This is a genomic window from uncultured Microscilla sp., from assembly GCF_947493425.1.
In the GTDB taxonomy this organism is placed as follows: Bacteria; Bacteroidota; Bacteroidia; order Cytophagales; family Microscillaceae; genus Microscilla.
On record NZ_CANLRP010000003.1, the window covers coordinates 58723 to 83305 of the forward strand.

Sequence of the window (24583 nt, forward strand, 5' to 3'; positions counted from 1 at the left end):
AGAATAATAAAAACTGGTGGCTATATTTTACTGTATCATCAAAAAGAAATAACTCTTTCACACACTTTCATTTTCATTGCTAACTTATGAAAGATTACTTAAAACGAATACAATACCTACCCATATTAATGCTTATCGGACTGATTGGTTTGTGGGCACCACAAAGTTATGCGCAAAACTCTAAAGTAACTTTTGGTAAAAACCGTGTGCAGTATAAGGCGTTTCGCTGGAGGGTGCTGAGCACTGCCAACTTTAATGTATATTATTATGACAACGGTGCGCGTATGGCAAACTTTGCGGCGTTGTTTTTAGAAGATCAGTTTGATCGTATTACTGATTTGTTGGGGTATACGCCTTATGCCAAAACTAAAGTTTTTGTGTATAATTCGGTCACCGACTTACAGCAAAGCAATGTAGGGCTTGACAAAGACTTTGTGGGCAATGGAGGTAAAACTAATTTTTTTAAGGCGCAGGTAGAAGTACCCTATACCGGGAACGAAACCAGATTTAAGCGAGAGCTAAAACTGGGGATTTCGCAAATGTTTATCAATGAAATGATGTTTGGCGGAAGCCTGAAAGATATGTTGCAAAGCTCTTATATAGGTAGTTTTCCTGAGTGGTTTTTGGAAGGAGCCGCCGCCTATGTTGCCGAGGGATGGAGCGAAGACATGGACAACTACATGCGTGACTTATTTATTCATCGCAAGCGTCGCAATCCTAATATTACTTCTGGGCAGGAAGCCATTTATGTGGGGCAGTCGGTATGGAACTTTATTGCCGAAAAATACAGCAAGACAAACATTTCTAACATTTTAAACCTTGCCCGTATTATCAGAAATGAAAAGAACAGCATCTCCAGTTCGTTGGGGGTGCGTTATCGTCAGTTTATGCGTGCCTGGCGCAACTATTACCGCGACTTGTCGAACCTTGCCAAAGAAGGAACCGAAGAAGCCCCTAAAGATTTTTCGGTGCGCAAGCGCAACCCCAAGAGGTACCTATATAATCACGTCAAAATAAGTCCTGATGGTAGGTTCATCGCTTATTCTGAAAATAGAAACGGAAAGTTTTGTGTGATAGTGAAAGACTTGACTACCAAAAAGAGGAAGATCATTTATAAGGGAGGCTACCACGCCATTTATCAGCGTTTTGACAATAACATTCCATTGATAGGCTGGCAAGATGAGCGCCGTTTAGCCATTATATATGCGCACAAAGGTGAAACCAAACTCACGGTATACGATGTGTTGCGTAAGAAACGCACCTTTGAGCGGGTCTGGTTTTTCTTTAATCATATTACAAGCTTTGATATTTCACGCGATGGCAAACATTTGGTCATGAGTGCTGATCGTAAAAATGATGTAAAGATTAAAGCCGGACAAAATGATTTGTACACGTTTGACCTGGACAACGCTATCTTAAAAAAACTGACTGATGATTGGTACGACGATATGAACCCGGCTTTTGTGGGGAATTCAAACAAAAAAATATTGTTCTCTTCTAATCGCCCTTCTGATTCATTGAAAAGAGTAACGGCACAGCAAACCGGAAACTTTGACATGAACACCGAAAATTTTGACATTTTTATATATGACCCAACCGTAAGCAAACAAGCCTTGCAAAGGGTGACTTACACGCCCGATAAAGAAATTGAGCCTACCTTACTAAACCGGAATACTTTACTTTACCTCAATGACGAAACAGGGATTTATCAATTGTATAAGCACAACCTACGCACTGGCAAAGTAACTCAGCTGACCAACTATAGTCAAAGTATTGAAGCGTTTGATGTCAATAATTTTACCAAAGGGTTGGGCTTTTTGACGTTGCGTAAAGGAAGATACTATGTCAATTATAAAAGCAATTTTGACTTTAACCAAACCCCCTCCAATGTATTTCAGACTTTGCGCAAAGAAATGTTGAATAAGCGCTACTCTACAAACAACATCAACAATAAAACAAAATTTCCTGTCATCAATATTAACAATAATACCTCTGATACTACCAAAAACATTGGCTACGCCGATGACGAGGTAAATACTGATGACTACCAGTTTGACCCTGAGGTAATCAAAGAAATACAAAAAAAGGCAGGAATTATTGACAAAATTGTAAACAAGGCAACAGACACAACAAACAAAAAAGAAAAAAGAGTAAAGGTAAAAGGTCCCTATGATTATGAACCCCGTTTTCGCACCGAGAATGTAACCTCTACCGTAGAGATTGACCCACTGCGAGGTTGGGGAGTAGTGTTAAAAATTGCCATGTCTGATATGTTGGAAAACCACAAAATTAATGCGGGGCTATTATTTATTACTGATTTGCGTAGCAGTACATTTTTTGGCGAGTATCAATACCTGGGCGGGCGATTTGACTATAAGTTTCGCTACGAAAAAGCCAATATATTTATCAATCAAGACCCTGTGTCGCAACGTTATACCAGAAATAACCTGGAAGCCACCATAGCTTACCCTTTTACTAACCTGAGCCGCATTAGTGTAAGTCCTTTGTATACGGTTACTCAATTTACCAACCTAAGACCCCAGGCAAGCGCTCTGGCCCAACCAGAGGTCAATGTAAATTATGGTGGACTGCGCATGGAGTATGTGTTTGACAATACTATATCGCGTGGGTTAAACATGTTGATGGGTACCCGTATCAAAGCAAAGTTTGAAAACTTCTTTGGAATAGGAGCTGCGCTCGAAAGTTTCAACAAGTTTACGGTGGAGTTTAGACGTTATACCCAAATTCACCGCGACTTGATCTTTGCCACGCGTATTTCCTACGGACAATTTGGGGGCAATGCTCCTAAGAGTTTTTTGCTGGGTGGCATGGATAACTGGATTTTTAACCAAACCGATGGGGGAGGAGCTGATAACCCGCTGGCAGTAACCTCTAGCGAACAAAACAACAGTGATTTATTATTTACCGAGTTTGTAACCAGCATGCGAGGGTTTAACTACAACAAACTGTCGGGAACCAACTATATTTTGGGTAACTTTGAGTTACGCTTACCCATTGTGAAATATTTATTTGGTAAGCGCATTACTTCTAACTTCTTCAAAAATCTACAGTTTATTGGCTTCTTTGATGTAGGCTCTGCCTGGACAGGTCCTAGCCCACTCAACGAAGAAAACAGTTTGAATACAAGAAATATAGGAGGACCACAAAGTCCATTCAAAGCTGTTGTAACCGACTTCAAAGATCCATTCATCAGTAGTTATGGAGTAGGAGTACGCACCATGTTGCTTGGCTATTATGCCAAGCTCGATGTAGCCTGGGGCATAGAAGATGGACTGGTAGCACCCAAGCCTAAGTTTTATATCACTTTTGGCAACGATTTTTAATCCCCTTTTTAGTGAAACAATTTTTAAGCGGTAAGGAGTAGGCAAAGTCTACTCCTTACCGCTTTTTTGTTGGGTACTTAGCGCTATATATGCTCAAATGCCTTATTTGCAACTTCCCCTCTAAGCTCGTACCTTGCCCTTTTTTACTTTTGAAGCTCAATACAAATCAAGATGCGCAAACTCCAAAACGAAGAACTAGACCGCTTGTCGGTAGAAGACTTTAAAGAAACCCCCAAAAAACCAATAGTGGTAGTGTTAGACAACATTAGAAGCATGCACAATGTAGGGTCATCTTTTAGAACCAGTGATGCTTTCTTGGTAGAGAAAATTTATCTCTGTGGTATTACCGCAAAACCTCCCCACCGTGAAATCCAAAAAACCGCCTTGGGCGCTACCGAATCGGTTGCCTGGCGGCACGTAGCAACTACTGAAGAAGCCATTGTTGCCTTAAAACAAGAAGGGTGGACTATAGTGGCTATAGAGCAAGTAGATGAAAGTGTGTCGTTGGAGAAATTTAACTTCGAGGCAGACAAAAAGTATGCTTTTGTATTTGGCAACGAAGTATTTGGAGTAGACGAAGAAGTAGTAAAACAAGCTGATGTGTGTATAGAAATTCCGCAATTTGGTACCAAGCATTCGCTCAATATTTCGGTGAGCATGGGGGTTGTTATCTGGGACTACTTTAGTAAAATGCAAAGGTAAAACTCCTTGTTTGGTGAAAGTGAGATGAACGTTTGCATATCTTTTTGAACCTGCGGGTTAATTTTTATATTACATAATAGAATAAATAAAAGAATAAATGTTGTTTTGCAGTGTATTAGGTGTTGTTTTTGATTACCTCACCTTTCTAAGAACTTTTAGCGATAAATCTCTGTTTGGTTTTTTTATAAAAAGGAAACCTTTACTTTGTACTTGATATTCAAACTTTTACTAACACACGTATGAGTAAACAATTCAAACATTATGACAGTTATGTTGCCTTTATGGAGGTAATAAAGGCAAAGAATCCACATGAACCCGAATTTATTCAGGCTGTTGACGAAGTAGCCCGTGATATATTACCATTTGAAGAAGAAAACCCTGCATACAAAGGAGAAAAGTTTTTTACTCGGATGATTGAACCAGAAAGGGTATTTATTTTCCGTGTTCCCTGGACAGATGATAAGGGTAACTTCCATATTAACCGTGGCTTTAGGGTACAAATGAACAGTGCCATTGGCCCCTATAAAGGTGGTTTACGTTTTCACCCTTCGGTTAACCTAAGCATCCTGAAGTTTCTTGCTTTTGAGCAAGTATTCAAAAATAGCCTCACTACGTTGCCACTGGGTGGTGGTAAAGGTGGCGCCGACTTTGACCCTAAGGGGAAGTCTGACAACGAAGTAATGAGGTTTTGCCAGAGTTTTATGACCGAACTGGCAAAATATATTGGATCTAACGCCGATGTACCTGCTGGAGACATAGGGGTAGGTAGCCGCGAAATTGGTTATTTGTTTGGTCAGTATAAGCGTATCAAAGGCGAATATACAGGTGTACTTACAGGCAAGGGCTTGAGTTATGGTGGTAGTCTGATTCGCTCTGAAGCTACTGGCTATGGCAATGTGTATTTTTCGTTGAATATGCTGGAACGCAACAAAATAGAGGTGGAAGGCAAGGTGTGTACTGTGTCGGGGTCTGGAAACGTAGCGCAGTATACTGCTCAAAAACTGATAGAACTAGGGGCAAAAGTAGTCACCTTGTCTGATTCGGGAGGAACTATTTACGATAAAGAAGGAATCGATGAAGAGAAGCTGGCGTATGTAATGGAGATCAAAAATGAGCGGCGAGGTAGAATCAAAGAGTATATAGAAAAGTACCCAAGTGCAGAGTTTAGAGCTGGTGCCCGCCCCTGGGAGGTAGCCTGTGACTTGGCTTATCCATCGGCTACTCAAAACGAGTTGGATGGTAAAGATGCGGCTGTTTTGGTGAAAAATGGTTGCAAAGGGGTATTTGAAGGAGCCAATATGCCTTGTACTCCTGAAGCCATTGATATATTTAGAGACAATAAATTATTGTATGCGCCCGGCAAAGCTTCTAATGCAGGTGGGGTGGCTACTTCTGGACTCGAAATGTCACAAAACTCGTTGCGTATGTCCTGGACACGCGAAGAGGTAGACGATCGTTTGAAGGTAATTATGGGTAATATCCACGAGCAATGCGTAATTTATGGCAAAGATGGAAATGATGGTTACATCGATTACCTCAAAGGTGCCAACATTGCCGGCTTTGTAAAAGTAGCAGATGCTATGATGGCGCAAGGCTTGGTGTAAAAAAATAAAGCAATATCTAAACGGTTTTTATCTTGTGATAGAAGCCGTTTTTTGTTGTCTCATAGAGGGCAATATTACTTGAACCAAGACGTAAGCTACTAATGAACCCATTGTTCACGGTGCAAAGGCTTGCACATCCTCAGAAAAATCCCCAAATTTGTGTATAGTGATTTTTAACATAAACTTATAATAGCAACTATTATGACTTCAGATCAATTGAAGGATGTAAAAGGCCGGGTATCGGACTTGAGGAGGTATCTTTGACTATGATCAGCGAATAGCAACTATAGCTGAAAAAGAAAAAGTAACCCATCAACCGGAGTTTTGGGATGACCCCAAAGCTGCCGAAAAAGTGCTCAAAGAAATAAAGAGTATCAAAATATGGACAGAGCGGTTTGACAGGGTGCAAAACCTTTGGGATGAACTGGAAATTCTCAACGAATTTCTCGAAGCAGGCGAAGGCTCAGAAACCGAAGTAACTAACTTGTTTGATAAACTCGAAAAAGCCCTGGATGAACTAGAGTTCCAGAAAATGCTCAGCGATGATGAAGATCCATTAAACGCCTTGATTGAGATTAATCCTGGGGCGGGGGGCACCGAAAGTATGGACTGGGCGGGTATGCTTATGCGCATGTACATTATGTGGGGCGAAAAAAATAACTATAAAGTACGCGAAGTAAACTACCAGGCAGGTGAAGCCGCCGGAGTAAAATCGGTAACTCTTGAGATAGAAGGTGACTTTGCTTATGGGCACCTCAAGGCGGAGATTGGTGTACACCGTTTGGTGCGTATTTCTCCTTTCGACTCAGGCGGGCGACGCCATACCTCTTTTGCCTCAGTGTTTGCTTATCCGGTAGTAGACGATACCATCGAGATAGAAATAAGCCCCGCTGATATTGAGTGGGATACTTTTAGAGCAGGTGGTGCTGGTGGACAAAATGTGAACAAGGTAGAAACCGCCGTGCGGCTCAAACACAAGCCTTCAGGCATTATTGTAGAGTGTCAACAAGAGCGATCGCAAATACAAAACAAAGACAAAGCAATGAAAATGCTTCGTTCGCGCCTGTATCAGGTAGAAATGGAAAAGAAAAATGAAGCCAGAGCTAAAGTAGAAGGCTCGAAAAAACGCATTGACTTTGGATCGCAAATTCGTAGCTATGTATTGCATCCCTACAAAATGGTCAAAGACCTACGTACGGGACACGAGCGCTCTGACGTGCAAAATGTACTAGACGGCGACCTGAATGATTACATGAAGGCATTCTTGATGCAAGCATAACACTTTAATTTAATACAACATTCGTGGGTGTGGCGTGCCAGATCCACGAATATTGATTGCCTTCTTTTAAATAAGCTTCCTAAATGGGGCTATTCACCCACAAACAATTGCAAAAGACCTACTCTATAGTAAGAGATAGCTGTAGTTTGCTTTTTATACTTAAACAAAAATAGTTTTTTGGACAGATTTTGACCAATTGTCTGAATACCAACATTTCACCTGTTCATCTATCCATCAAACAAGGCATTTCTTGTAATATAAAAGCCGATGATCTAACAAGTAGGTGACTTGAGCAACTTATCTGCTTGAAATTCAATACTTTTTTGCGTAATTTGTAGTATTGGACTTTGCTGAACTCTACTTTTTAACCGACACCAAACTTTATAAAAAAAAATGTGGATACAGGCAGTAATGCTATTAGGTATAAGCGCAGTGATTACTTTTTATTTTTTAAACCAATATGAGCAAAGCAAAAAACTACCTTCTCCCAAAAATGTACTTCAGCTAATGCAAAAGCTGCAACCCAGCGAGAAAAAATTTGGCAAAGCCTCAGAGAAACAAATAGAGCAATGGCTTGCTAAAAAAATGCGTCATTACTTTGATGATGTCGAAACTCAAATATCTATGGGAGGGCGAGAAAAAATAGACTTAGACGTTGGAAACGGCAAGGTAGGCATTGAGTTGAAGCTTGCCCGCAAACTCAAAAGTCGCAATGAGGTAAATCGTTTGATAGGACAAACAACTATGTACAAAAACCGTAAATACAACCAAAACAATCTGATTATCTTATTAGTTGGAAATACACAAACCTACGAACAACCTCATGTGCAGGAACTCAAGCAAATAATAGAAAAGGAGGCTTTATTTTTTTATATGAAGCTTACCTAACAATAGTCCATAGTATTTAGTCGATAGTCCATAGCTGATTCGAGTAAATGTTCACCTTGTTAAATGCTGTAAAACAGTATTTTATATTGAGATTGTATACTCACTTTATTTTTAAAAGTGTTTCGGTTTTATGCCTAAACACCCAATTATACTAAGATTAAAGTGATTTTAGGATTTACAGGATTAGCTGAAGCAGAGCTCAGCACAGCAAGCTGTAGCTTCGGTTGATTAATGTTGGTATTCAAACAATTAGTCAAAATCCATCTTCAAAACCATTTTTGTTTAAGTATAAATAGTTTTTAAATTCATAAATGACTGATAAACAGCAAACAACTTTGACTAAAATCACTGCGGAGCATTGACACTTAGGAACGGTGTCAAAATAAATACACATTCTTAACCTCATCTTTTGAGGCTATACTTTGTTAAAAAATAGCCGAATAGCGCTGCTATTAGTCAATTTTTCGCTGCATCTAGCTTCAAAATATTTTGTAAACTATAGAAATTTATTTTGGTACCATTCCTAATCTAAAAAAAAACGTTATTTTTGTTTACCTCCATACTAATCCATTGTTATTATCATGTTACTTTATCATAGAAAATATTTTTTAGCCGAAGACAAAGATTGGGTCGTGTTTGTACACGGTGCAGGAGGAAGCTCATCTATATGGTTTAGGCAAATCAGAACGTTTAAAAAACACTTCAATGTATTGCTCATTGATTTGCGAGGTCATGGAAGGTCAAAACACTTTTTTGAAGAGTACATGCAAAACCGCTATAATTTCAATGATATAAGCCGTGACGTATTGGATGTATTGGATCACCTGAAGATACAAAAAGCCCATTTTGTAGGCATTTCTCTTGCCAGCATTATTATACGGTCTATTGCCGAACAAGAACCCGAACGTATTACAAGTATGACTTTGGGCGGGGCGGTTATCCGCTTAAATGTACGCTCCAAGATATTGATGTACCTGGGCAATAAAGTAAAAAGCCTGGTACCTTATATGTGGATTTATAGCTTCTTTGCCTGGGTCATTATGCCCCGTCGTCGTCATCGTAAGTCACGCTCTATGTTCATCGAACAGGCAAAAAAACTTTATCAGAAAGAATTTTTACGTTGGTATCATCTTACAAGCGAAGTTAATCCGTTATTAAGGTACTTTCGTGAAGAAGAAATACCTGTGCCTACTTTATACATTATGGGACAGGAAGATTACATGTTTTTACCCCAGGTAAAACAATTAGTAAGTAAACACAAGCATGCATTGTTGCAAATATTTGAAGATTGCGGGCATGTAGTAAATATAGATCAGGCAGACTTATTCAATGAAACATCTATGCGTTTTATAAAAAATCCAACGAAATTTGAACCCAAACCCGTCTGATTCGGAACAAAATATAAGAATAAAGTGTATTTATATAAAGAGGGATAAGCCAAAAATAATGAACTTATTTTGACATTAACCCGAATATATCAGGCGCTTTTTTGGGCAAAAATGGCAAACCCTACTTTTTTTTTGCTATTTTGCTTAAAATTGTACTAGACAAAGGCCATATAATAGAGAGAAGTAAAATATACAAAGAGATATATGAATTCGGACGATACCATACAAGCATACATCAAACAGATTCTGAAAATACAGGAGCAACAAAAGCAGGGTGAGGGACCATTGACTAGAGAAGAAATGACGCAAATGGCTGCTGACCTGGGAATGACAGAAGATGATTTGGCAATGATAGATCGTCATTTTAATGACTATCTGGTGCGTGGTAAAGGGTATAGCAAATATGAAGATTGGGACAGTGCCATCGAAGAGTTGAAACAAGCCGTCATGCTCAACCCTGTACACGTAGAAGCTTTATTTGCCTTGGCAAATGCTTATAAACACCGTTGGTTGCTTAAACGCAACAAACAAGACTTAAACAGTGCAAAAAGTTATGGCAAACGCGTATTACAGCTCAATGCCGGACACGATCCTGCCCTAAAACTCATGAGTCAGCTCAATACTAAAACAATATGGACCAGCCAACCATCAAGAAACCAGCGTCCGTCGATGGTAATGAACTCTGACCTAAAACCCTACGACACCGTAGGAGGGAACCACCTGGTGCCCGACCGTAAGCTGAGAAAGTCGCGCGATGATAAGAAAATATTTGGGGTATGCGGAGGAATCGCCAATTACTTTGGCATAGACCCTACCCTGGTGAGAATAGGTTTTGTGGCAGGCACATTTATTACTGGAGCAGCTACCATCCCTATTTATTTGGTGCTCAACTTTGTGTTGCCCGATAGTCGTTAAAAATACAAACAATTAATTTCTCTCTCAAAAAAATAAGCTTACTACTTTTGACAGTAGTAAGCTTATTTTTTTGACTACATTGCATACAGTGTTATTCTCTTTGAGATTGGTAGACAAACCCAATCATTACCTCTACTGCTGCCAATCCAGCCAACCCATAGCAATACACAGCGTTACTGTCGGCAATAAAAAGAGCCGCTGCTGAAACCACCGTAATGGCACCACCTACAAAACCCCAATTAACCCTCTTGTTGGCTTGTTGTTGGGCTTCTCTAAAAAACTTCCGCTCTATATACGGAATCAGCGTATTGATCTGTTTTTCAGAACAATTTTGTGCCTGCATATCTTCGCGAATATCTTGGTAAGATTTACCTTCGTTTAACCAGGCAACATACTTATCAATGCTTATGTCTTTTTCGTTCATGTGTTTCTAGCCTAAAGTTCGTGATTATATATACTCAATTAGGTGGGGTACAACGGAAAATATATAGAACTAAATAGACTTTTACTGGCTTAGAGCGTATATTTTCTCCCTGGCTTCATTCTTCAATCAACTCTGGATTAGCCTCTACAGCTTGCGGAATAGATAGATAACCTTTCATCAATAAAACTCCGCCAGTTTTTTTGTATCGCATCAAGTGCCCCATCTCCACTTAGATTGAGGAGCCTTGCCTACACCCTGGTCGTTTTGGAGTGTATGCTATTTGTGGGTTTTGTTGCCCAACCTGGCAATGGAGGCAGGCAGATGGGTTGGGTGGTGCCAGGGGAGCTATTTAAAAAGCCAGCTACAAACGACCTGGCTTTAGCTCCTAAGTGAATCAATGTTTTGTTTGCTTCATAACCGCATTATAAATGCTCGTAGAAAAAAGGAACGCATCATAGATGCGCGCCAGTGAGATAGGGCTATGCCTCAACCAATATCATAAACGATATCAGCATCTTTTATTACTGCCAATTTGTAAAGACTCAACCAGTTTTGTGTAATTTCAAAGAAGTCATGGAAGGATATATCAAATTTTTTCTTTTGCTCTATCATTTTACTAAAAAAAAGCATAATTATTTTAAAATCAATATCTGGTTCCAAAGAAATTATACGCTTCATAGAGTTGGTACTTATTGAATAGTAACCCGTTTCCCCCCAAATATTTTTAAGACATAAGTCTTTATTTATTTTAAATTCATTATTTCCTGACCAATATAAATTACCAAAAAAGGTCATATAAAGCTCTCTGTTATTATTTCTAATGAGCCCAGAAGACAATAATAAATCTATCATCTCGGAAGCAGCGTAATTTAATTTTGAGCTTTCGACCTTTCCTATAGAAACGTCTTCTATATCTGGGTAATTAATAAAATCATACTGCCCATCTTCATCAATAGGAGGCTCTTTGAACTTATCTAAATCGATAATCATGAAGTTATAATATGTGGACATTTTATCTGTTTTAAAATTACAATTACATATTAATTCGCCCAATCTTTCGGAATAAAAGTAATTGGGTGTGATGAACCATTTTTTATTTTAAGAGTCTTCAAGTTATTCAACCCAGTCAAAATTTTTGTGTTACTGGAATTGGAAAGTTGTTTGATATATTTTTTTACAACTCGTAACATTTTATCCCTGCTTGCTCTGAATAACGGGCCATCGGTAATTTCTATTATACCATGAAGGTCATCAAAAGAGTCTCTGATTAGACTTGGTAGTTTAGCCTCGCTATTGAACTTCTCTCCAATTTTCCCTAGATTCTTATTAAAATTGCTAGATGTAACCTTTTTGACTTCAGTTACAGAGTTATCAGTGTGATTTATAATATCTATTTCTATGCTAGTTTGAGGACTATGGGACATAGAGACTCTTTTGCCTTGATTTAGTAATTCAGTTGCTTCATCAAGTTCTGTTTGCCATCCAAAATTGTTGTTTTTTGAATCTGCTAGTGATCTGGTTAAAAACTCGTCTAATTCATCTGGGTTTGAAAATCTATTACTTTTTGTAAGACTTGTTACTTTATCCATTACTTGAGAGTCGTATGCCTCTAATGCTTTCGAATTAGCAACTATTCCATCTATGTTATTTAAATGAGTTTTGGGATTGTTAGATAAATTATTGGCTATATCAAAAGCTTTTGGATCATTTAGGTTACCAATATTTTTGATTTGAGTATTGCTTAAACCTTTACTTGTTAAATTATCAACCTTCTTTAAGATATCAAGATTCTTGTTTAAAGTCTGATCAACTCCAAGATCACTAAGTTTCTTCCACGCCTCAATCAACCCCGGATTCCCCTTTATTGCCTTTGCGAATTTAGAATTAGGGTTTTCAGCTATCTCTTTTGCAAGTGGATAGATTTCTTTAATGTTTTTTACATCAAGTGAGTTAATATTTTTAAGAGTAATAAAATTTTGTATTTCCAATATAACATTTTGAGCATTTATATTGCCTTGTTTAATGATCAATACCATCTGCTCAAGTACTACCCCAAAAGAGTTAAAGCGGCCAAGCAAGGCTAATTTTTTCGCCCTTAGCTTTGCTGCCCTTACAATGTTCCGCTGGACTTTATCATCTATACTCTTAAGCCTTTTCAAACTCTTTTCAAGCCTGGCAACATTACCTGTTTTGTTAAAAGCATCAACTGCAGGGCTTATGCTTTTGATCGCAGTTTTTAACCCCGCAGCATCCAATCCAGCTCCTATCAAAGCTACAATCGCCCAAGCCATGGTAGCATCTTTTGAGTACATTTTTGCCCCATAAGCAGCATGTTTAGTCTCGTACTCCTGAAACTCGACAAAAGCATCATAAGTACTCAAGCCCAAAGCTCCTGCTCCTGCCACTGCTCCTATTGTGCCGCCGCCAAAACTTATTACCCCTAATCCTATGGCTATAATTGCCAGTGCAACCTTGCCAAACATCTCATCAAATTCTATAGTGGCTTTACGATCCGAAATAATTTGATGATAAATTGATCCTTTGCTAATTCCCTCATTTTTGTAGACTTGTTCAAGCAACAAATCTAACTTATAAATAAGTTTGGGGTCTTTTCTTTGTTGGTCTTCCAGAATCTTCTTTCGAATAGTTTGAACAGATTCGTAGCGGTCTGCAATATATTTCAGCATAAAATCCTGGGTAGACGATGCCGTAGTTAATCCTTCCCGGTTAAAATCCTGGTTTTTCAGCAGTGGATGCTTTTTTCCCAACGCTTTCATTTGGTTTTCTGCCTCACTGCGTTTTTCCGAAGCATCACTACTTACACTTGCGCGCATACTTCTGGTAGAGGCGCTGGTATATTTATCAACCCCAAAACTCGATATATTAAACGCACTTTCACCCTTGCGAGCCTGTGTATATAAGCTTTTTGCTTTTGTTTTGGCTACTTTTTGCTCCAAGTCAGCCGCCTCAGAAGGGTTCTTGTACCTTTTTTCTTCTTTGTGCAATAGCATTTGGTAAGCATCCAATGCATCTAAAGCTACTTGATAACTTTCTTTTACAAAAGCTCGCTCAAATGCTTGAATATCTTTCTCAAATGTTTGAATACTAGAATAGCCTCCACTTTTTAGAAGCGACTCCAACTGCCCTTCTACCAAAGCGTACGCTTTGTTCTCAGTTAACCCTGGATTATGAGAATCAAGAGAACGACGATCTGTGTTTATTTTATATTTGTTTAACTTTTTGTATTGGCGATATTTTAGGTAGGCAGCCTCCATACCTTTGAGCCTCCCTTTAAGCCTATTCCGTTGAAGCTTTTCTTCCAATCTACGTTCTTGCTCACTTCCAGGTCCATCAAAGGTAGCAGTAATCCATGCTGTTTTACCAAACCAAGCAGTCGACAACATTTGCCCTACCCTCATGATCCCCATTGATTCCTGGTTTACCGGGCTTGTATCTGTGTTAGTGTCTATAATTTCCCCAGTGGTTTCATCTATCAAAAACATTTGATGGTGCGTGGCTTGCTTATTATGCTCAATCCGAAGAATTTTTTCACTTTGCTTGCCCACATACACTTCCCTATAGCCTCGCATGAGCACCTCTGCCTTGATGTCCCCAAAACGGTTAAAATAGGTTTTTAACCAAGTGTCCATCTCTGTGGCAAGTTGACCTAATGGCCAGTACTGAGGGGGATATTTTTTGATTAGTGCCTTCATATACACCTGAAGCTGTTGCAATTGAGCACTTTTGCGGGGATCGTAGCTACTACCTGTTGACCCAACTTTTTTTTCCAGTCCGAATAAATAGGATCGAAGGTCTACCTGCCACCCTGACATTGCCGAAGATTGGGTCATATATAGCTTGAAACCAAGGTAATATTTAGAGACCATTTGGGTTACTTCGGTCAAACTCACCTCGCTGTCTTGCTGAAAAAATCGCGTGAGTAAATCTATCAACTCCTCTACAATAGGAAGGGCTTGTGTTTTGGGTGGAATAAAGGCAGGTGTAACCGCCGGAAGTTGTTTAAGCCCCTGGGTGTTTTGGGGAATGTGAAAAGGGGGAGATACTGCGGGCAAAGAAATTGGCGAATCTCCAGAGGTAGAGGCGTATTTCATTTGGGGGTATGCTTCGACGGCAGGGAAAGAAGTTGGCCTGTCTTTATGCATGGGAGACTGATACCCTTTGACGTCTACATTAGCAGACGAAGGTCTTTTGTTGTTTTTTTGTTGAGAAGGCGTCTTGTCGAAAGATTTACTCATAATTTTAATAAACTTGACCTCTTCCCAAGATACGTTTTTTTTATTATTTATGGCTTCTTTGTAGATATTTTCTTCGTGGACATAAGTAGCAGCAAGTCCTTAGATGCCGATGAATATCGGTGCAATTAGCTATAAGCTACAAGTAAAGACAACTCTCTCATAATATGATAGTTATACTTGCATATTAGGTATATTTAATTTTGTCTTGGGACATAGCACTTATTTAACTTTGGCTAAAATTGCTTCTTTTGCTGTGTAGTTGCCTGATGTATTTTATTGATTATTTTGCCTATAGTATCAAACCTGCATTCAAAACATTACACAAGCAGGCAGTCATTTTGAGGCTCCGTTATTTATGTGTTCTCATATTTGCAATTAAGAGAGTGTTAGGTGGGTAACCCAAAGCCATTTTTACATAGTCGTATGGCACCAACCAGTTATACATTGAACGAGATAAAATACCGGTTTTGATTGGTCAGTTTAAAAGATCCCCTTGCGCAACAAGCATAACAATCAGAGAAGCGGAACAATAGAATTACTAGTTTTTGGTTAACCAGGCCGTTCAAAGTATATACAACACCCACTACTTCACCCCTTCTTCGGTTTGCAATTGCTTGTCATACAGCTCTTTATACGCCCCATTTTGTTTAATCAACTCCTCGTGGTTACCTTGCTCTACAATCACCCCATCGTCGAGCACTAAAATCTTATCAGCCAGCTTTGCCGACGATACCCGGTGCGAGATAATGATAGAAGTACGGTCTTGCATGATGCGCTTAAGGCTATTCAAAATCGCGTTTTCTGTCTTAGTATCTACCGCCGAAAGGCTGTCGTCCAAAATCAAAATTTTGGGCTCACGTACAATGGCGCGGGCAATAGACAAACGCTGCTTTTGTCCTCCCGAAAGGGTAATGCCCCGCTCGCCAATGCGGGTGTCGTATTGATGCTTGAAATCTAAAATATTATGGTGCAAATCAGCATCTTTGGCAGCTTGTTCTACTTGTGCTTGGGTAAGCCCACTGGTGCCAAAAGTAATATTGTCTTTGATGCTGTCAGAAAACAAAAATACATCTTGAGGCACATAGCCAATTTGTTGGCGCAAAGCGGGTATGTTATAGTCTTTGATGTTGCGTCCGTCTATCAACACCTCGCCCTGGTGAGTGTCGTACATACGGGTGACCAATGCTGCCACCGTACTTTTGCCCGACCCAGTCGTGCCCAAAATAGCCAGCGTTTCTCCACTTTTGATGTCAAACGACACTTTTTTCAAGGCATTGATGCCCGAATCGGGGTAAATAAAGTCAACGTTTTTAAAACTAATTTCACCCACAACTTCAGCTTCTATGTTTTTTTCTGAGATAATGTCCGTCTTGGTTTTCAAAAACTCATTGATGCGTTTTTGCGACGCTGCCGCCCTTTGGGTAATGCTGGTGATCCAGCCCAATGCGGCCACTGGCCAGGTAAGCATATTGACATACATAATAAACTCTGCCACATTGCCCGCCGTAATAGAACCGTTCATTACCCCAATGCCTCCAATATATATCACCAATACACTGCTGAGCCCAATCAGACTTATAATCAAAGGGAAAAATAAAGCCTGAACCTTGGCTAACCCTAAACTCTTTTGGCGGTAATCTTCGCTGGCGGCGTCAAAGTTTTTGGCAGAATCCTGCTCTCTTACAAATGCTTTGAGTACCCTGATTCCGGAAAAAGCTTCTTGCACAAAAGTAGACAAGCCCGAAAGACTTTTTTGAATTTCTTCAGAGCGTCGGTTAATAATGTTATTGACATAATAAATACTGATAGACAGAAAGGGGAGGGGCAATAAAGTAAATAGGGCAAGTTTGGTGTCTACCATAAACATATAGGTGATGACCATAATACACAATGTACTCAGGTTGATGCCATACATAATGGCAGGTCCCAAATACATCCTTACCTGGCTTACATCCTCTGAGATACGCGCCATCAAATCGCCCGTGTTGTTTTTGCGGTAAAAGCTCAGCGGCAAAGTTTGGTAATGCTCGTAAATTTCATTTTTAAGGTCATACTCTATATGGCGCGACATCACGATCATAGTTTGGCGCACCAAAAACAAAAAGAACCCGCGAATAAGTACCATCACCAGAATAAGTGCCCCATACAGCAATACTGTAGAAGCAAACATCCCATACATTTGAGTTTGGGCGTCAAATCCACTATACAATATATAAATATCAATAGACTCTTTGATCAGGTCAAAGGCATGCCTTACAATTTGGGCAGGCAGAATGCTAAAAAAATTGGAGATGATTATAAAGATAGTACCTAGTATGAGGTGGTACTTATATTTAAGCAAATATTTATTCAGATAGCTTAATTCTTTCATTCTTATACAAATGATTAATTACGAGTTGCGAATGAGCATGAATTGCTGATAAATACGCAGTTCCACTCATTAGTTGTATTTGGTCAAGTAAACGTTGGTTTTATAAGCTCTTTGTTTTGTGGCAGAGTGTAAGCACACAAAGTGTCGCTATAAATTACTTCAAAAATCATAAAACCAGCATCATGTCCATTGCTTGAACGTTGTATGCCTGCCCAACCAAGATCAAATGTAGACTTATAATCTGATATAATAAAGTAATTGGGTTGAGACTTACCCTATAACCCGGTATGGTTGAGAATGGTTCATATAAAAGGCATCTGACAGCCATATATTTTGGCAAAAAAAATAAAAAAAACACGTTTTTTTGTTGAAAAACTCTACCAAAGTAGTTTTTATAGATACTTGTATTTTCTTCTTTTTTTATAACTATATATAGAATTTGTTGAATAAAAATTTGGCTTTTTATCAAAAGGCTTCTCTTGACAAGCTGTTCAGATACGCCCCGATGTGTTGCCAAATGGAGCCTAAAGCCCTGTAAAGCATTACGATATAGTGGAAAGATGCCACAAAAACACTAATTTTGTCCGGTTAAAAATATATAGAAAGTACATTGTTACACAATTCAATTATTGTCATATTATGAGCGAAACAACATTTCAGGAAGGCTCAGTCTTTGGGCAGGTTGTAAAGAACGAACACGAACAAGTGGTTTTTTGCTACGATAAAGCAAGCGGACTGAAAGCTATTATTGCGGTTCACAATACTGTATTAGGACCCGCAGCTGGTGGAACCCGCATGTGGATGTATAAAAATGAAGCAGATGCACTGAATGATGTGTTGAGGCTTTCGCGTGGTATGACACTCAAAAACTCAGTGGCAGGCATTAACCTGGGAGGGGGTAAAGCTGTCATTATTGGTAACTCACGCACCGATAAATCAGAAGCGTTGTTTCGGTCTTTTGGTAAATATGTAAACAGCCTTGCCGGTAAATATATCACTGCCGAAGATGTAGGCATTGGAACATCTGACATGGAGTATGTGGGCATGGAAACCGAGCATGTGTCTGGTTTGCCCGAAAGTATGGGAGGAGGGGGAGATCCTTCGCCTGTAACTGCCTACGGGGTATACCTTGGCATGAAAGCCAGCGCCAAAAAAGCCTATGGCTCTGACAGCCTCACAGGTAAAAAAGTATCGGTGCAAGGGGTAGGGCATGTAGGCGAGCATTTGGTAGAGCGACTTACCAACGAAAATGCTACAGTATACATATCAGATATTAATGAAGATAGCCTAAAGCGGGTCTCAGAAAAGTTTGGCGCTACTGTAGTCAACAAAGATGAAATTTATGATTTAGATGTAGATATTTACGCCCCTTGTGCTTTGGGAGCTACCGTCAATGACGACACTTTGCAACGTTTGAAGTGTGACATTGTGGCGGGAGCTGCTAACAACCAACTCAGGGATGAAACAGTACATGCAGATGCCTGCAAAGACAAAAATATTATTTATGCACCCGATTTCTTGATTAACTCGGGAGGAATTATTAATGTATATTATGAGATCATCAAAAGTTACAACCGTGACCGTGCTTTTGCTCATACCGAAAAAATATACGATACTACTTTAGAGTTATTTAAAAAAGCGGAAGAAGAAAATATCAATACCCATGAAGCGGCTGTACGTATAGCCCTAAAGCGTATTGAAGATGTGGGTCGCCTAAAAACGACATTTTAATTTACATAAGATAAGCAGTTAGTTTGTCATTATTGTGTATTTTTGGCAAACTAACCGCGACTCTTGAGAAAATCACCGAAATGCTGAACAGAAGATATCTAAGGATAAAAGTAATGCAGGGCTTGTATGCCCTCGAACACTCCCGTAATGCCAACTACCTGCTCTCTCTTGATCTGATAGAAAAACAGTTCGATACTCGATTTAGCCAACTTGCCGAAGATGAAAAGCAAGTAGGGTGGATATTTGAAAAAAACTACCAAAGAAAGCCCGAAAACATACAAATAGGCAAAAAACTGCCTGAGAAAGTAAGGCAATTGGCACTGGATATTTTAGATGCCTACTGGAACAGCGATGAACAAGAAGCGTTGCAAGAGCAAAAGTTTGCCCCTTTGTTGCAGCAAGTACGAGCGTCATACAAAGAAGACAACGATGCATTGACCGAAGAGAAGAAAAACATCATAGCTGTTTTTAAAGAGGTATACCAGCAAGAACAGCCCACCATTGATGTTGACGCGTCTGACGTATCGAAAAAAACGTTGGTAAAAGCTATAGACATTTACCACAACAAGCTGCAGGAAGATATAAAAAACCTGGAAGCACGTTTGTTGCAGCAGTCAAGAATTATTTATACCAACTACCTGATTGGCTTGATATGGGTAACCGAGATAGCCGAACTGGTAAACCTCGAAAAGGCAGCCAAAGCCAGTAGTTTGTTAAAAACCCCTATTTTTGAGGGTGACTATAAGATGGGGCAAAATGTAGTTTGCCAAACATTGAAAAACAGTGACGCGCTAAAACTTGCCAAAGAGCAACGTAAAATAGATGATGCTGCTTTGCGTACCACGGTGCGGGAATTGTACAAAAAGGTAATCAAAGAAGACGAAGAGTACATTAATTACCAGAAATTAGGGCAAAATAATGCAGAAGACGATAAAAAAATCGTCAATCATATTCTGAAAAATATTATCTTTAAACATGAAATTACCAACTCGTATTTCGAGGAGTTGGATTTGAGTTGGTCTGAAAACCGAAAGGTAGTACAAAGTATGGCTGTAAAAACAATTAAAGCCATTATGGGAGACACCGAAGAGGAAGAAAGTGAGGCAGAAGAAACGGAAACAACGATCAACAAAAACTTTGAACTTTCGCCATTGTCTAAAAACTGGGACGAAGATGTAGTTTTTTACAAAAACCTCTATAACTTTAACGTAGAAGGTAACCAAAGGTATGAGGACATTATTGCCAAAAAAACCAAAAACTGGGACATTGAGCGCCTGGCGCTGATAGACAAAGTGATTTTGAAAATGGCGATTTGTGAAATGATCAACTTTTATAGTATTCCTGTAAAAGTGACCATCAACGAATACATAGAATTGGCAAAAACCTATAGTACACCCAAGAGTAAAAAGTTTGTCAACGGGTTGCTTGATTCTATTGCTCAGGATTTGATAGAGCAGGGCGATATCAAAAAGAGTGGACGTGGATTGATGGATAATAAGTAAAAGACATCTATAAACTGAAATGATTATGAGTAAATTAGCGAGCGCAATTACTGCTTTTGTTGCAGGTACTGCCGTAGGTGCAGCTGTTGGTATTTTGTATGCGCCTGAAGAAGGAAACAAAACCAGAGACAAACTCACTTATCGTTTGTCTAAACTTAAAGATAAAGTTGCCCAACTTACCGAAGAATTGACTCAAGGAAAGGAAGAAATTACCAGTGAGGCTAAGATTCAAGGCAAAAAAGTAGTGGGTGACCTGGAAGCAAGAGTACAAGACTTAAACAAAGAGTTTGAGGAGTTGACCAAGCAAATAAGAAAAGATTAAGAAGTATCGAAAAAATAAGTGACCGATATTGAGGGAGAGGTTTTGGACTGAAATGAGGCAGTTTTAGCCAAAAGCAGTGCTCAGCCAACCTTTTTACAGCTTTGGCTGATCAGGAAAAAGTCACTTTTGTCTATCGCTACCAAACAGTATCGGTACTTTGCTTGTTTAAAAATACCCTGACAGCAGTGCCTCATTGCAGGCAATTGACAGGTGTATATTCTTTTAGTGACAATGTTCAGCATAGGTGTACTGATTTTCGTGAAAAGTTTGCTATTCAGGCAAAACCAAAGTGAAAATGGTCAATTATTCTGGAGGGGTTTGCCTGAAGTCCCATTCACGGGACAAGCACGTTGCTTAACATTAATATTGTATAATCTATTTAAAATTTATAAACTGATGAAAAGAAATCTTTTATTGGTAGTTACATTGTTGTGGGCATTTACCGCCTGCGACAGCAAGTCAAAAGAGTCACAGACAGAAAATGGTGACACTACTGCAGTAACAGTGGCAGCAGACAACACTAAAGAAAGTGCTGCTAATAACAATACAGAGAATAACAACAACCAAACTGTTGTATCTACTACTGGTGAGAACAAAACTGAGAGCACCAAATCTACCAACGAAAATGATAATGGCCCTAAAGCCTCTATCAAGTTTGAGAAAATGACGCACGACTTTGGCGAAATCACCGAAGGAACCGTAGCAAAATATACCTTTAACTTTACCAACAGTGGCGATGTGCCATTGGTGATCAAGAGCGCTCGTGGCTCTTGTGGTTGCACGGTACCCGATTGGCCAAAAGAACCCATTGCTCCTGGTAAAACTGGTGAAATCAAAGTTCAATTCAATAGTCAGGGCAAGCCCGGTACTCAAGCCAAAACTGTAACGCTCACTACCAATACTGCAGCCGGCACAGAAGTATTGAACATCAAAGCGCAGGTAAAAGCAGTGGCTAAAGTAAACGGACCTGTAAAAAAATAAATCAGAAAGTTTTTAAAGCCTCCTCAGAAACCTGAGGAGGTATTCATTTATATTATAAAATATAGTTAGAAGATGTTGTTGTTGTTAGAAACGATTTTTTTGCAGGGCAAGGCAGCCAGTGGTGGCAATCCAATGATGTACCAACTATTTTTGATTTTTGGGATTTTGATTGTTTTTTATTTCTTTATGATCCGTCCCCAACAAAAAAAGCAAAAAGCACAGGCGCAATTTAGAGAAGGGCTCAAAAAAGGTGACAAAGTAGTAACCATTGGAGGGCTACACGGCACCATTGCTCAAGTAGAAGGAGATGTTTTAACGCTGGAAGTAGGCGAAGGAAAATCTATGAAACTTAAATTTGACGTTAACTCTGTATCTGTAGATGCTACCCGTAAGATAGGGGCAAATAACTAAGTCCTAAATCAATGTTCCGAAGCATGGTAAATAAACTGGTACAAGCATTCTTACTTTTTCGCGATAGTAACGCAAAGGTGATAGTTGTATGTTTGTTCTTATCTACTATGCTTTGGTTTACTTTAGAACTCAACAAAGAGCAAAGCATAGAGGTATCGTACCCGGTAAGCTTTGAGTACAACGACTCCTTGTTTATTCCCACCACTCCACTCCCCAAACACATTCGTATCATGATCAAAGGCACCGGCTGGCAGGTCTTATCCAAGTACTTTGGTATAAGCGGCAAGTCAGTGGTATACGATATCAATGGCATGTTACAAAGTTATGTAGATGGCAGTATCCACAAAAAAACCTATATATTACCTGCTTTGCCTCAGAGCCAGGCAAAAATACGCAAATCGCTGGAAACGGTAGAGCTGTTGGGGGTATTGTCAGATACTTTGTCTTTTACCTTTGATCGTCGCACCAGGCGCACCTTGCCATTAAGCATTTACCATGAAAAAGCATTGGCAGAGGACTTTCAAATAGATGGTAAAGTAACTATAAAGCCTCAGTTTGTGGTTTTTGAGGGACCCGAAAAAATGGTAAAGAACCTGGCAGACCCTTTTATGCTTGAATTGCCAGAAAAAAATATTAAAACTGCCTATGACAATGAGGTGAAAATTAACTTGCCTGCCAACCAACAAAAGCTTATTGTTCAGGATAAAAAAACCGCTAAAGTACAGTTTGATGTGGCAAAGTTTATGTCCAAAACATTTAGAGTACCCATAATGGCCAAAGGGTTCCCTTCCTCTACATCGTTTACATTTTTTAACCGGGAAGTTCAGTTAAAATTCCATTTCAAAGCATCAGACCTGGGGCAAATAAGACTCAAAGAATTTAAAGTGTATGCAGATTTTAGTGAGCTAAATCCTGCGGACTCTACGATTAAACTTAAGTTGATAAAACCTGCAGTGGTGACTGACTATCAGATGGTGCCCAATAAAATCAAGTTAAAGAATGTCGAAAAAAAAGATTCTTAAAATCGGAATAACTGGTGGGATAGGTTCCGGTAAAAGCATCATCTGTCGTATTTTTGGTTGTTTTGGCGTGCCCATATACGATGCCGACAGTAGGGCAAGGTGGATTATGAACAACCACCAAACCTTGCAACAAGAAGTAACGGCCGAGTTTGGCGCTGAGGCTTATGATAGCCAGGGGCAGCTCAACCGCCCTTATATGGCAAACCAAGTATTTAACGACAGTAACAAAGTGAAAATTTTGAATCAGTTGGTGCACCCTAAAGTAGGACAAGACTTTGCTGCCTGGGTACAACTTTACCCAAATGCACCCTATTTGCTCAAAGAAGCAGCTTTGATGTTTGAATCAGGGAGTAATCAGGCACTTGATTATGTGATGACTGTTTTTGCACCTAAAGATGTGAGAATCAAGCGGGTATTACAGCGCGACCCTCAACGGTCGGAGGAACAGGTAAAAGCCATATTTGGCAAGCAACTTGCAGAAGAGGAAAAAATAAAACGTGCTGATTTTGTGGTATACAATGACGATCAACAAATGGTTTTGCCGCAAGTTGTACGGTTGCACGAGCAATTCTTGAATCTATGAACGCAAAATTTCTTTTATTTTCTAACCTCCTGATTACGTTTTTTTTAATGGGGCTTATTTGGCTGGTACAAATGGTACAATACCCTGGATTTGCCAAAGTAGGAGCCGAGGCTTTTCATACCTACCATCAACTACACGTAGAGCATATTGCCTGGGTGGTGGCGGTGCCTATGGTGCTAGAGCTATTGCTTGCTTTGGGTATGCTTTTTATTCGCCCCAGCCAATTAGACTTAATACTAAGTGTTCTTTTGTTTCTTTTGGTAGGTGCTACCTGGGTCATTACTTTTTTTGTGGCCATGCCTTACCATGATCAATTGGCAAGCCAAGGTTTTGACGCTGAAATTATTCAAAAATTAATCAATATCAACTGGGTACGCACAGCAGCCTGGACACTGCGTGGCGGTATTCTGGCTTTTATTGTGTATCGGGTGTGGCATTAAAGCCTGATAGTAGGGGCAGCCTTGCCCCTACAAAATACTGAACCTTCATTATTGCATATCAGTTTAAAATAAAAAGTTAGATTTGTGTGTAAACTACCCAAAACTCATCTTATGAGTTTGTTTACTCTACCCTACTATTTTTCGCCCTGATTTGTGTCTTCACAAATCAAACCACCCACAACCTTAAAAAACGACTTATTTTAGGGTTTCGATCGGTTGGTGAAGACACGCAACCGAGGCGGGGACGGTACTTTAAAAACCGAAGCTACAGTTTTACTGTGCTGAGCTCAGCGAAGTTAAAAACTGGGTAGAGTAGGGTTTGTTACTACGACCTGATAATTTATTTTAATGAGCGCAAGTATTCAAACATTCTTTTTCACCTTATTTTTTACTTTTTCCCTTGCCTTTCATCTTCAGGCA

The 24583-nt window shown here is 39.5% G+C and carries 19 protein-coding genes; 15 read left to right on the plus strand and 4 right to left on the minus strand.

Annotated elements, in window-relative coordinates; all coding sequences use genetic code 11:
- The first annotated feature begins 86 nt into the window (after nt 1-86).
- The 7 genes from Q0954_RS01775 to Q0954_RS01805 all read left to right on the plus strand — a co-directional run bounded on the left by Q0954_RS01775 (nt 87) and on the right by Q0954_RS01805 (nt 10120).
- Nucleotides 87-3344 (plus strand): hypothetical protein, encoded by a 3258-nt coding sequence (locus Q0954_RS01775; protein WP_299452834.1) that lies wholly within the window; start codon nt 87-89, stop codon nt 3342-3344.
- A 171-nt stretch (nt 3345-3515) separates the two neighbouring features.
- Entirely contained in the window at nt 3516-4046 is a 531-nt protein-coding gene (locus Q0954_RS01780; RefSeq protein ID WP_299452837.1) for an RNA methyltransferase, read from the plus strand.
- A gap of 239 nt (nt 4047-4285) precedes the next feature.
- Entirely contained in the window at nt 4286-5650 is a 1365-nt protein-coding gene (gene gdhA, locus Q0954_RS01785) for an NADP-specific glutamate dehydrogenase (protein WP_299452839.1), read from the plus strand.
- Nucleotides 5651-5851: 201 nt separating this feature from the next.
- Nucleotides 5852-6929 (plus strand): peptide chain release factor 2 gene (gene prfB / locus Q0954_RS01790; RefSeq protein ID WP_299452842.1). Its coding sequence is split into 2 segments (ribosomal slippage): nt 5852-5911 and nt 5913-6929, totalling 1077 coding nucleotides; the frame shifts between segments, so codons are not numbered across the junction.
- Between the two features lie 393 nt (nt 6930-7322).
- Nucleotides 7323-7817 (plus strand): hypothetical protein, encoded by a 495-nt coding sequence (locus Q0954_RS01795; protein WP_299452846.1) that lies wholly within the window; start codon nt 7323-7325, stop codon nt 7815-7817.
- Nucleotides 7818-8398: 581 nt separating this feature from the next.
- Nucleotides 8399-9205 carry an alpha/beta hydrolase gene (locus Q0954_RS01800; protein ID WP_299452849.1) on the plus strand — a complete coding sequence of 269 codons (807 nt, stop codon included), beginning with the start codon at nt 8399-8401 and terminating at the stop codon, nt 9203-9205.
- A 204-nt stretch (nt 9206-9409) separates the two neighbouring features.
- Nucleotides 9410-10120 (plus strand): PspC domain-containing protein, encoded by a 711-nt coding sequence (locus tag Q0954_RS01805; RefSeq protein WP_004156293.1) that lies wholly within the window; start codon nt 9410-9412, stop codon nt 10118-10120.
- 91 nt (nt 10121-10211) lie between these two features.
- On the opposite strand, the gene Q0954_RS01810 is transcribed toward Q0954_RS01805, so the two are convergent.
- From Q0954_RS01810 to Q0954_RS01825, 4 genes are all read right to left on the minus strand, one after another.
- Nucleotides 10212-10544, minus strand: a complete 333-nt coding sequence (locus tag Q0954_RS01810; protein WP_299452854.1) for a hypothetical protein — start codon at nt 10542-10544, stop codon at nt 10212-10214.
- Between the two features lie 486 nt (nt 10545-11030).
- The gene (locus tag Q0954_RS01815; RefSeq protein ID WP_299452857.1) at nt 11031-11534 is read right to left on the minus strand and encodes a hypothetical protein; all 504 of its coding nucleotides are present in this window, start codon (nt 11532-11534) and stop codon (nt 11031-11033) included.
- 50 nt (nt 11535-11584) lie between these two features.
- The gene (locus Q0954_RS01820; protein ID WP_299452860.1) at nt 11585-14257 is read right to left on the minus strand and encodes a hypothetical protein; all 2673 of its coding nucleotides are present in this window, start codon (nt 14255-14257) and stop codon (nt 11585-11587) included.
- Between the two features lie 1126 nt (nt 14258-15383).
- Complete coding sequence (locus Q0954_RS01825; RefSeq protein ID WP_299452863.1) at nt 15384-17171, minus strand: ABC transporter ATP-binding protein; 1788 nt, start codon at nt 17169-17171, stop codon at nt 15384-15386.
- A gap of 639 nt (nt 17172-17810) precedes the next feature.
- Here Q0954_RS01825 and Q0954_RS01830 point away from each other — a divergent pair.
- From Q0954_RS01830 to Q0954_RS01865, 8 genes are all read left to right on the plus strand, one after another.
- Nucleotides 17811-18902, plus strand: coding sequence for a Glu/Leu/Phe/Val dehydrogenase (locus Q0954_RS01830; RefSeq protein ID WP_299452866.1), 1092 nt, complete (start codon nt 17811-17813; stop codon nt 18900-18902).
- Between the two features lie 80 nt (nt 18903-18982).
- Nucleotides 18983-20404 (plus strand): transcription antitermination factor NusB, encoded by a 1422-nt coding sequence (gene nusB, locus Q0954_RS01835; protein WP_299452869.1) that lies wholly within the window; start codon nt 18983-18985, stop codon nt 20402-20404.
- 25 nt (nt 20405-20429) lie between these two features.
- Entirely contained in the window at nt 20430-20726 is a 297-nt protein-coding gene (locus Q0954_RS01840; RefSeq protein ID WP_299452872.1) for a YtxH domain-containing protein, read from the plus strand.
- Between the two features lie 396 nt (nt 20727-21122).
- Nucleotides 21123-21707, plus strand: coding sequence for a DUF1573 domain-containing protein (locus tag Q0954_RS01845; RefSeq protein WP_299452875.1), 585 nt, complete (start codon nt 21123-21125; stop codon nt 21705-21707).
- Between the two features lie 72 nt (nt 21708-21779).
- Nucleotides 21780-22118 (plus strand): preprotein translocase subunit YajC, encoded by a 339-nt coding sequence (gene yajC, locus Q0954_RS01850; RefSeq protein ID WP_299452878.1) that lies wholly within the window; start codon nt 21780-21782, stop codon nt 22116-22118.
- A gap of 23 nt (nt 22119-22141) precedes the next feature.
- A complete protein-coding gene (locus Q0954_RS01855) occupies nt 22142-23140 on the plus strand; it encodes a hypothetical protein (protein ID WP_299452881.1) in 999 nt (332 codons plus the stop codon).
- Nucleotides 23118-23723: a dephospho-CoA kinase gene (gene coaE, locus Q0954_RS01860; RefSeq protein ID WP_299452883.1), complete on the plus strand. Its 606-nt coding sequence runs from the start codon at nt 23118-23120 to the stop codon at nt 23721-23723. The genes Q0954_RS01855 and coaE overlap by 23 nt, the downstream gene beginning before the upstream one ends.
- Nucleotides 23720-24163 (plus strand): hypothetical protein, encoded by a 444-nt coding sequence (locus Q0954_RS01865; RefSeq protein ID WP_299452886.1) that lies wholly within the window; start codon nt 23720-23722, stop codon nt 24161-24163. Before coaE ends, Q0954_RS01865 begins: the two co-directional genes overlap by 4 nt.
- Nucleotides 24164-24583: the final 420 nt, after the last annotated feature.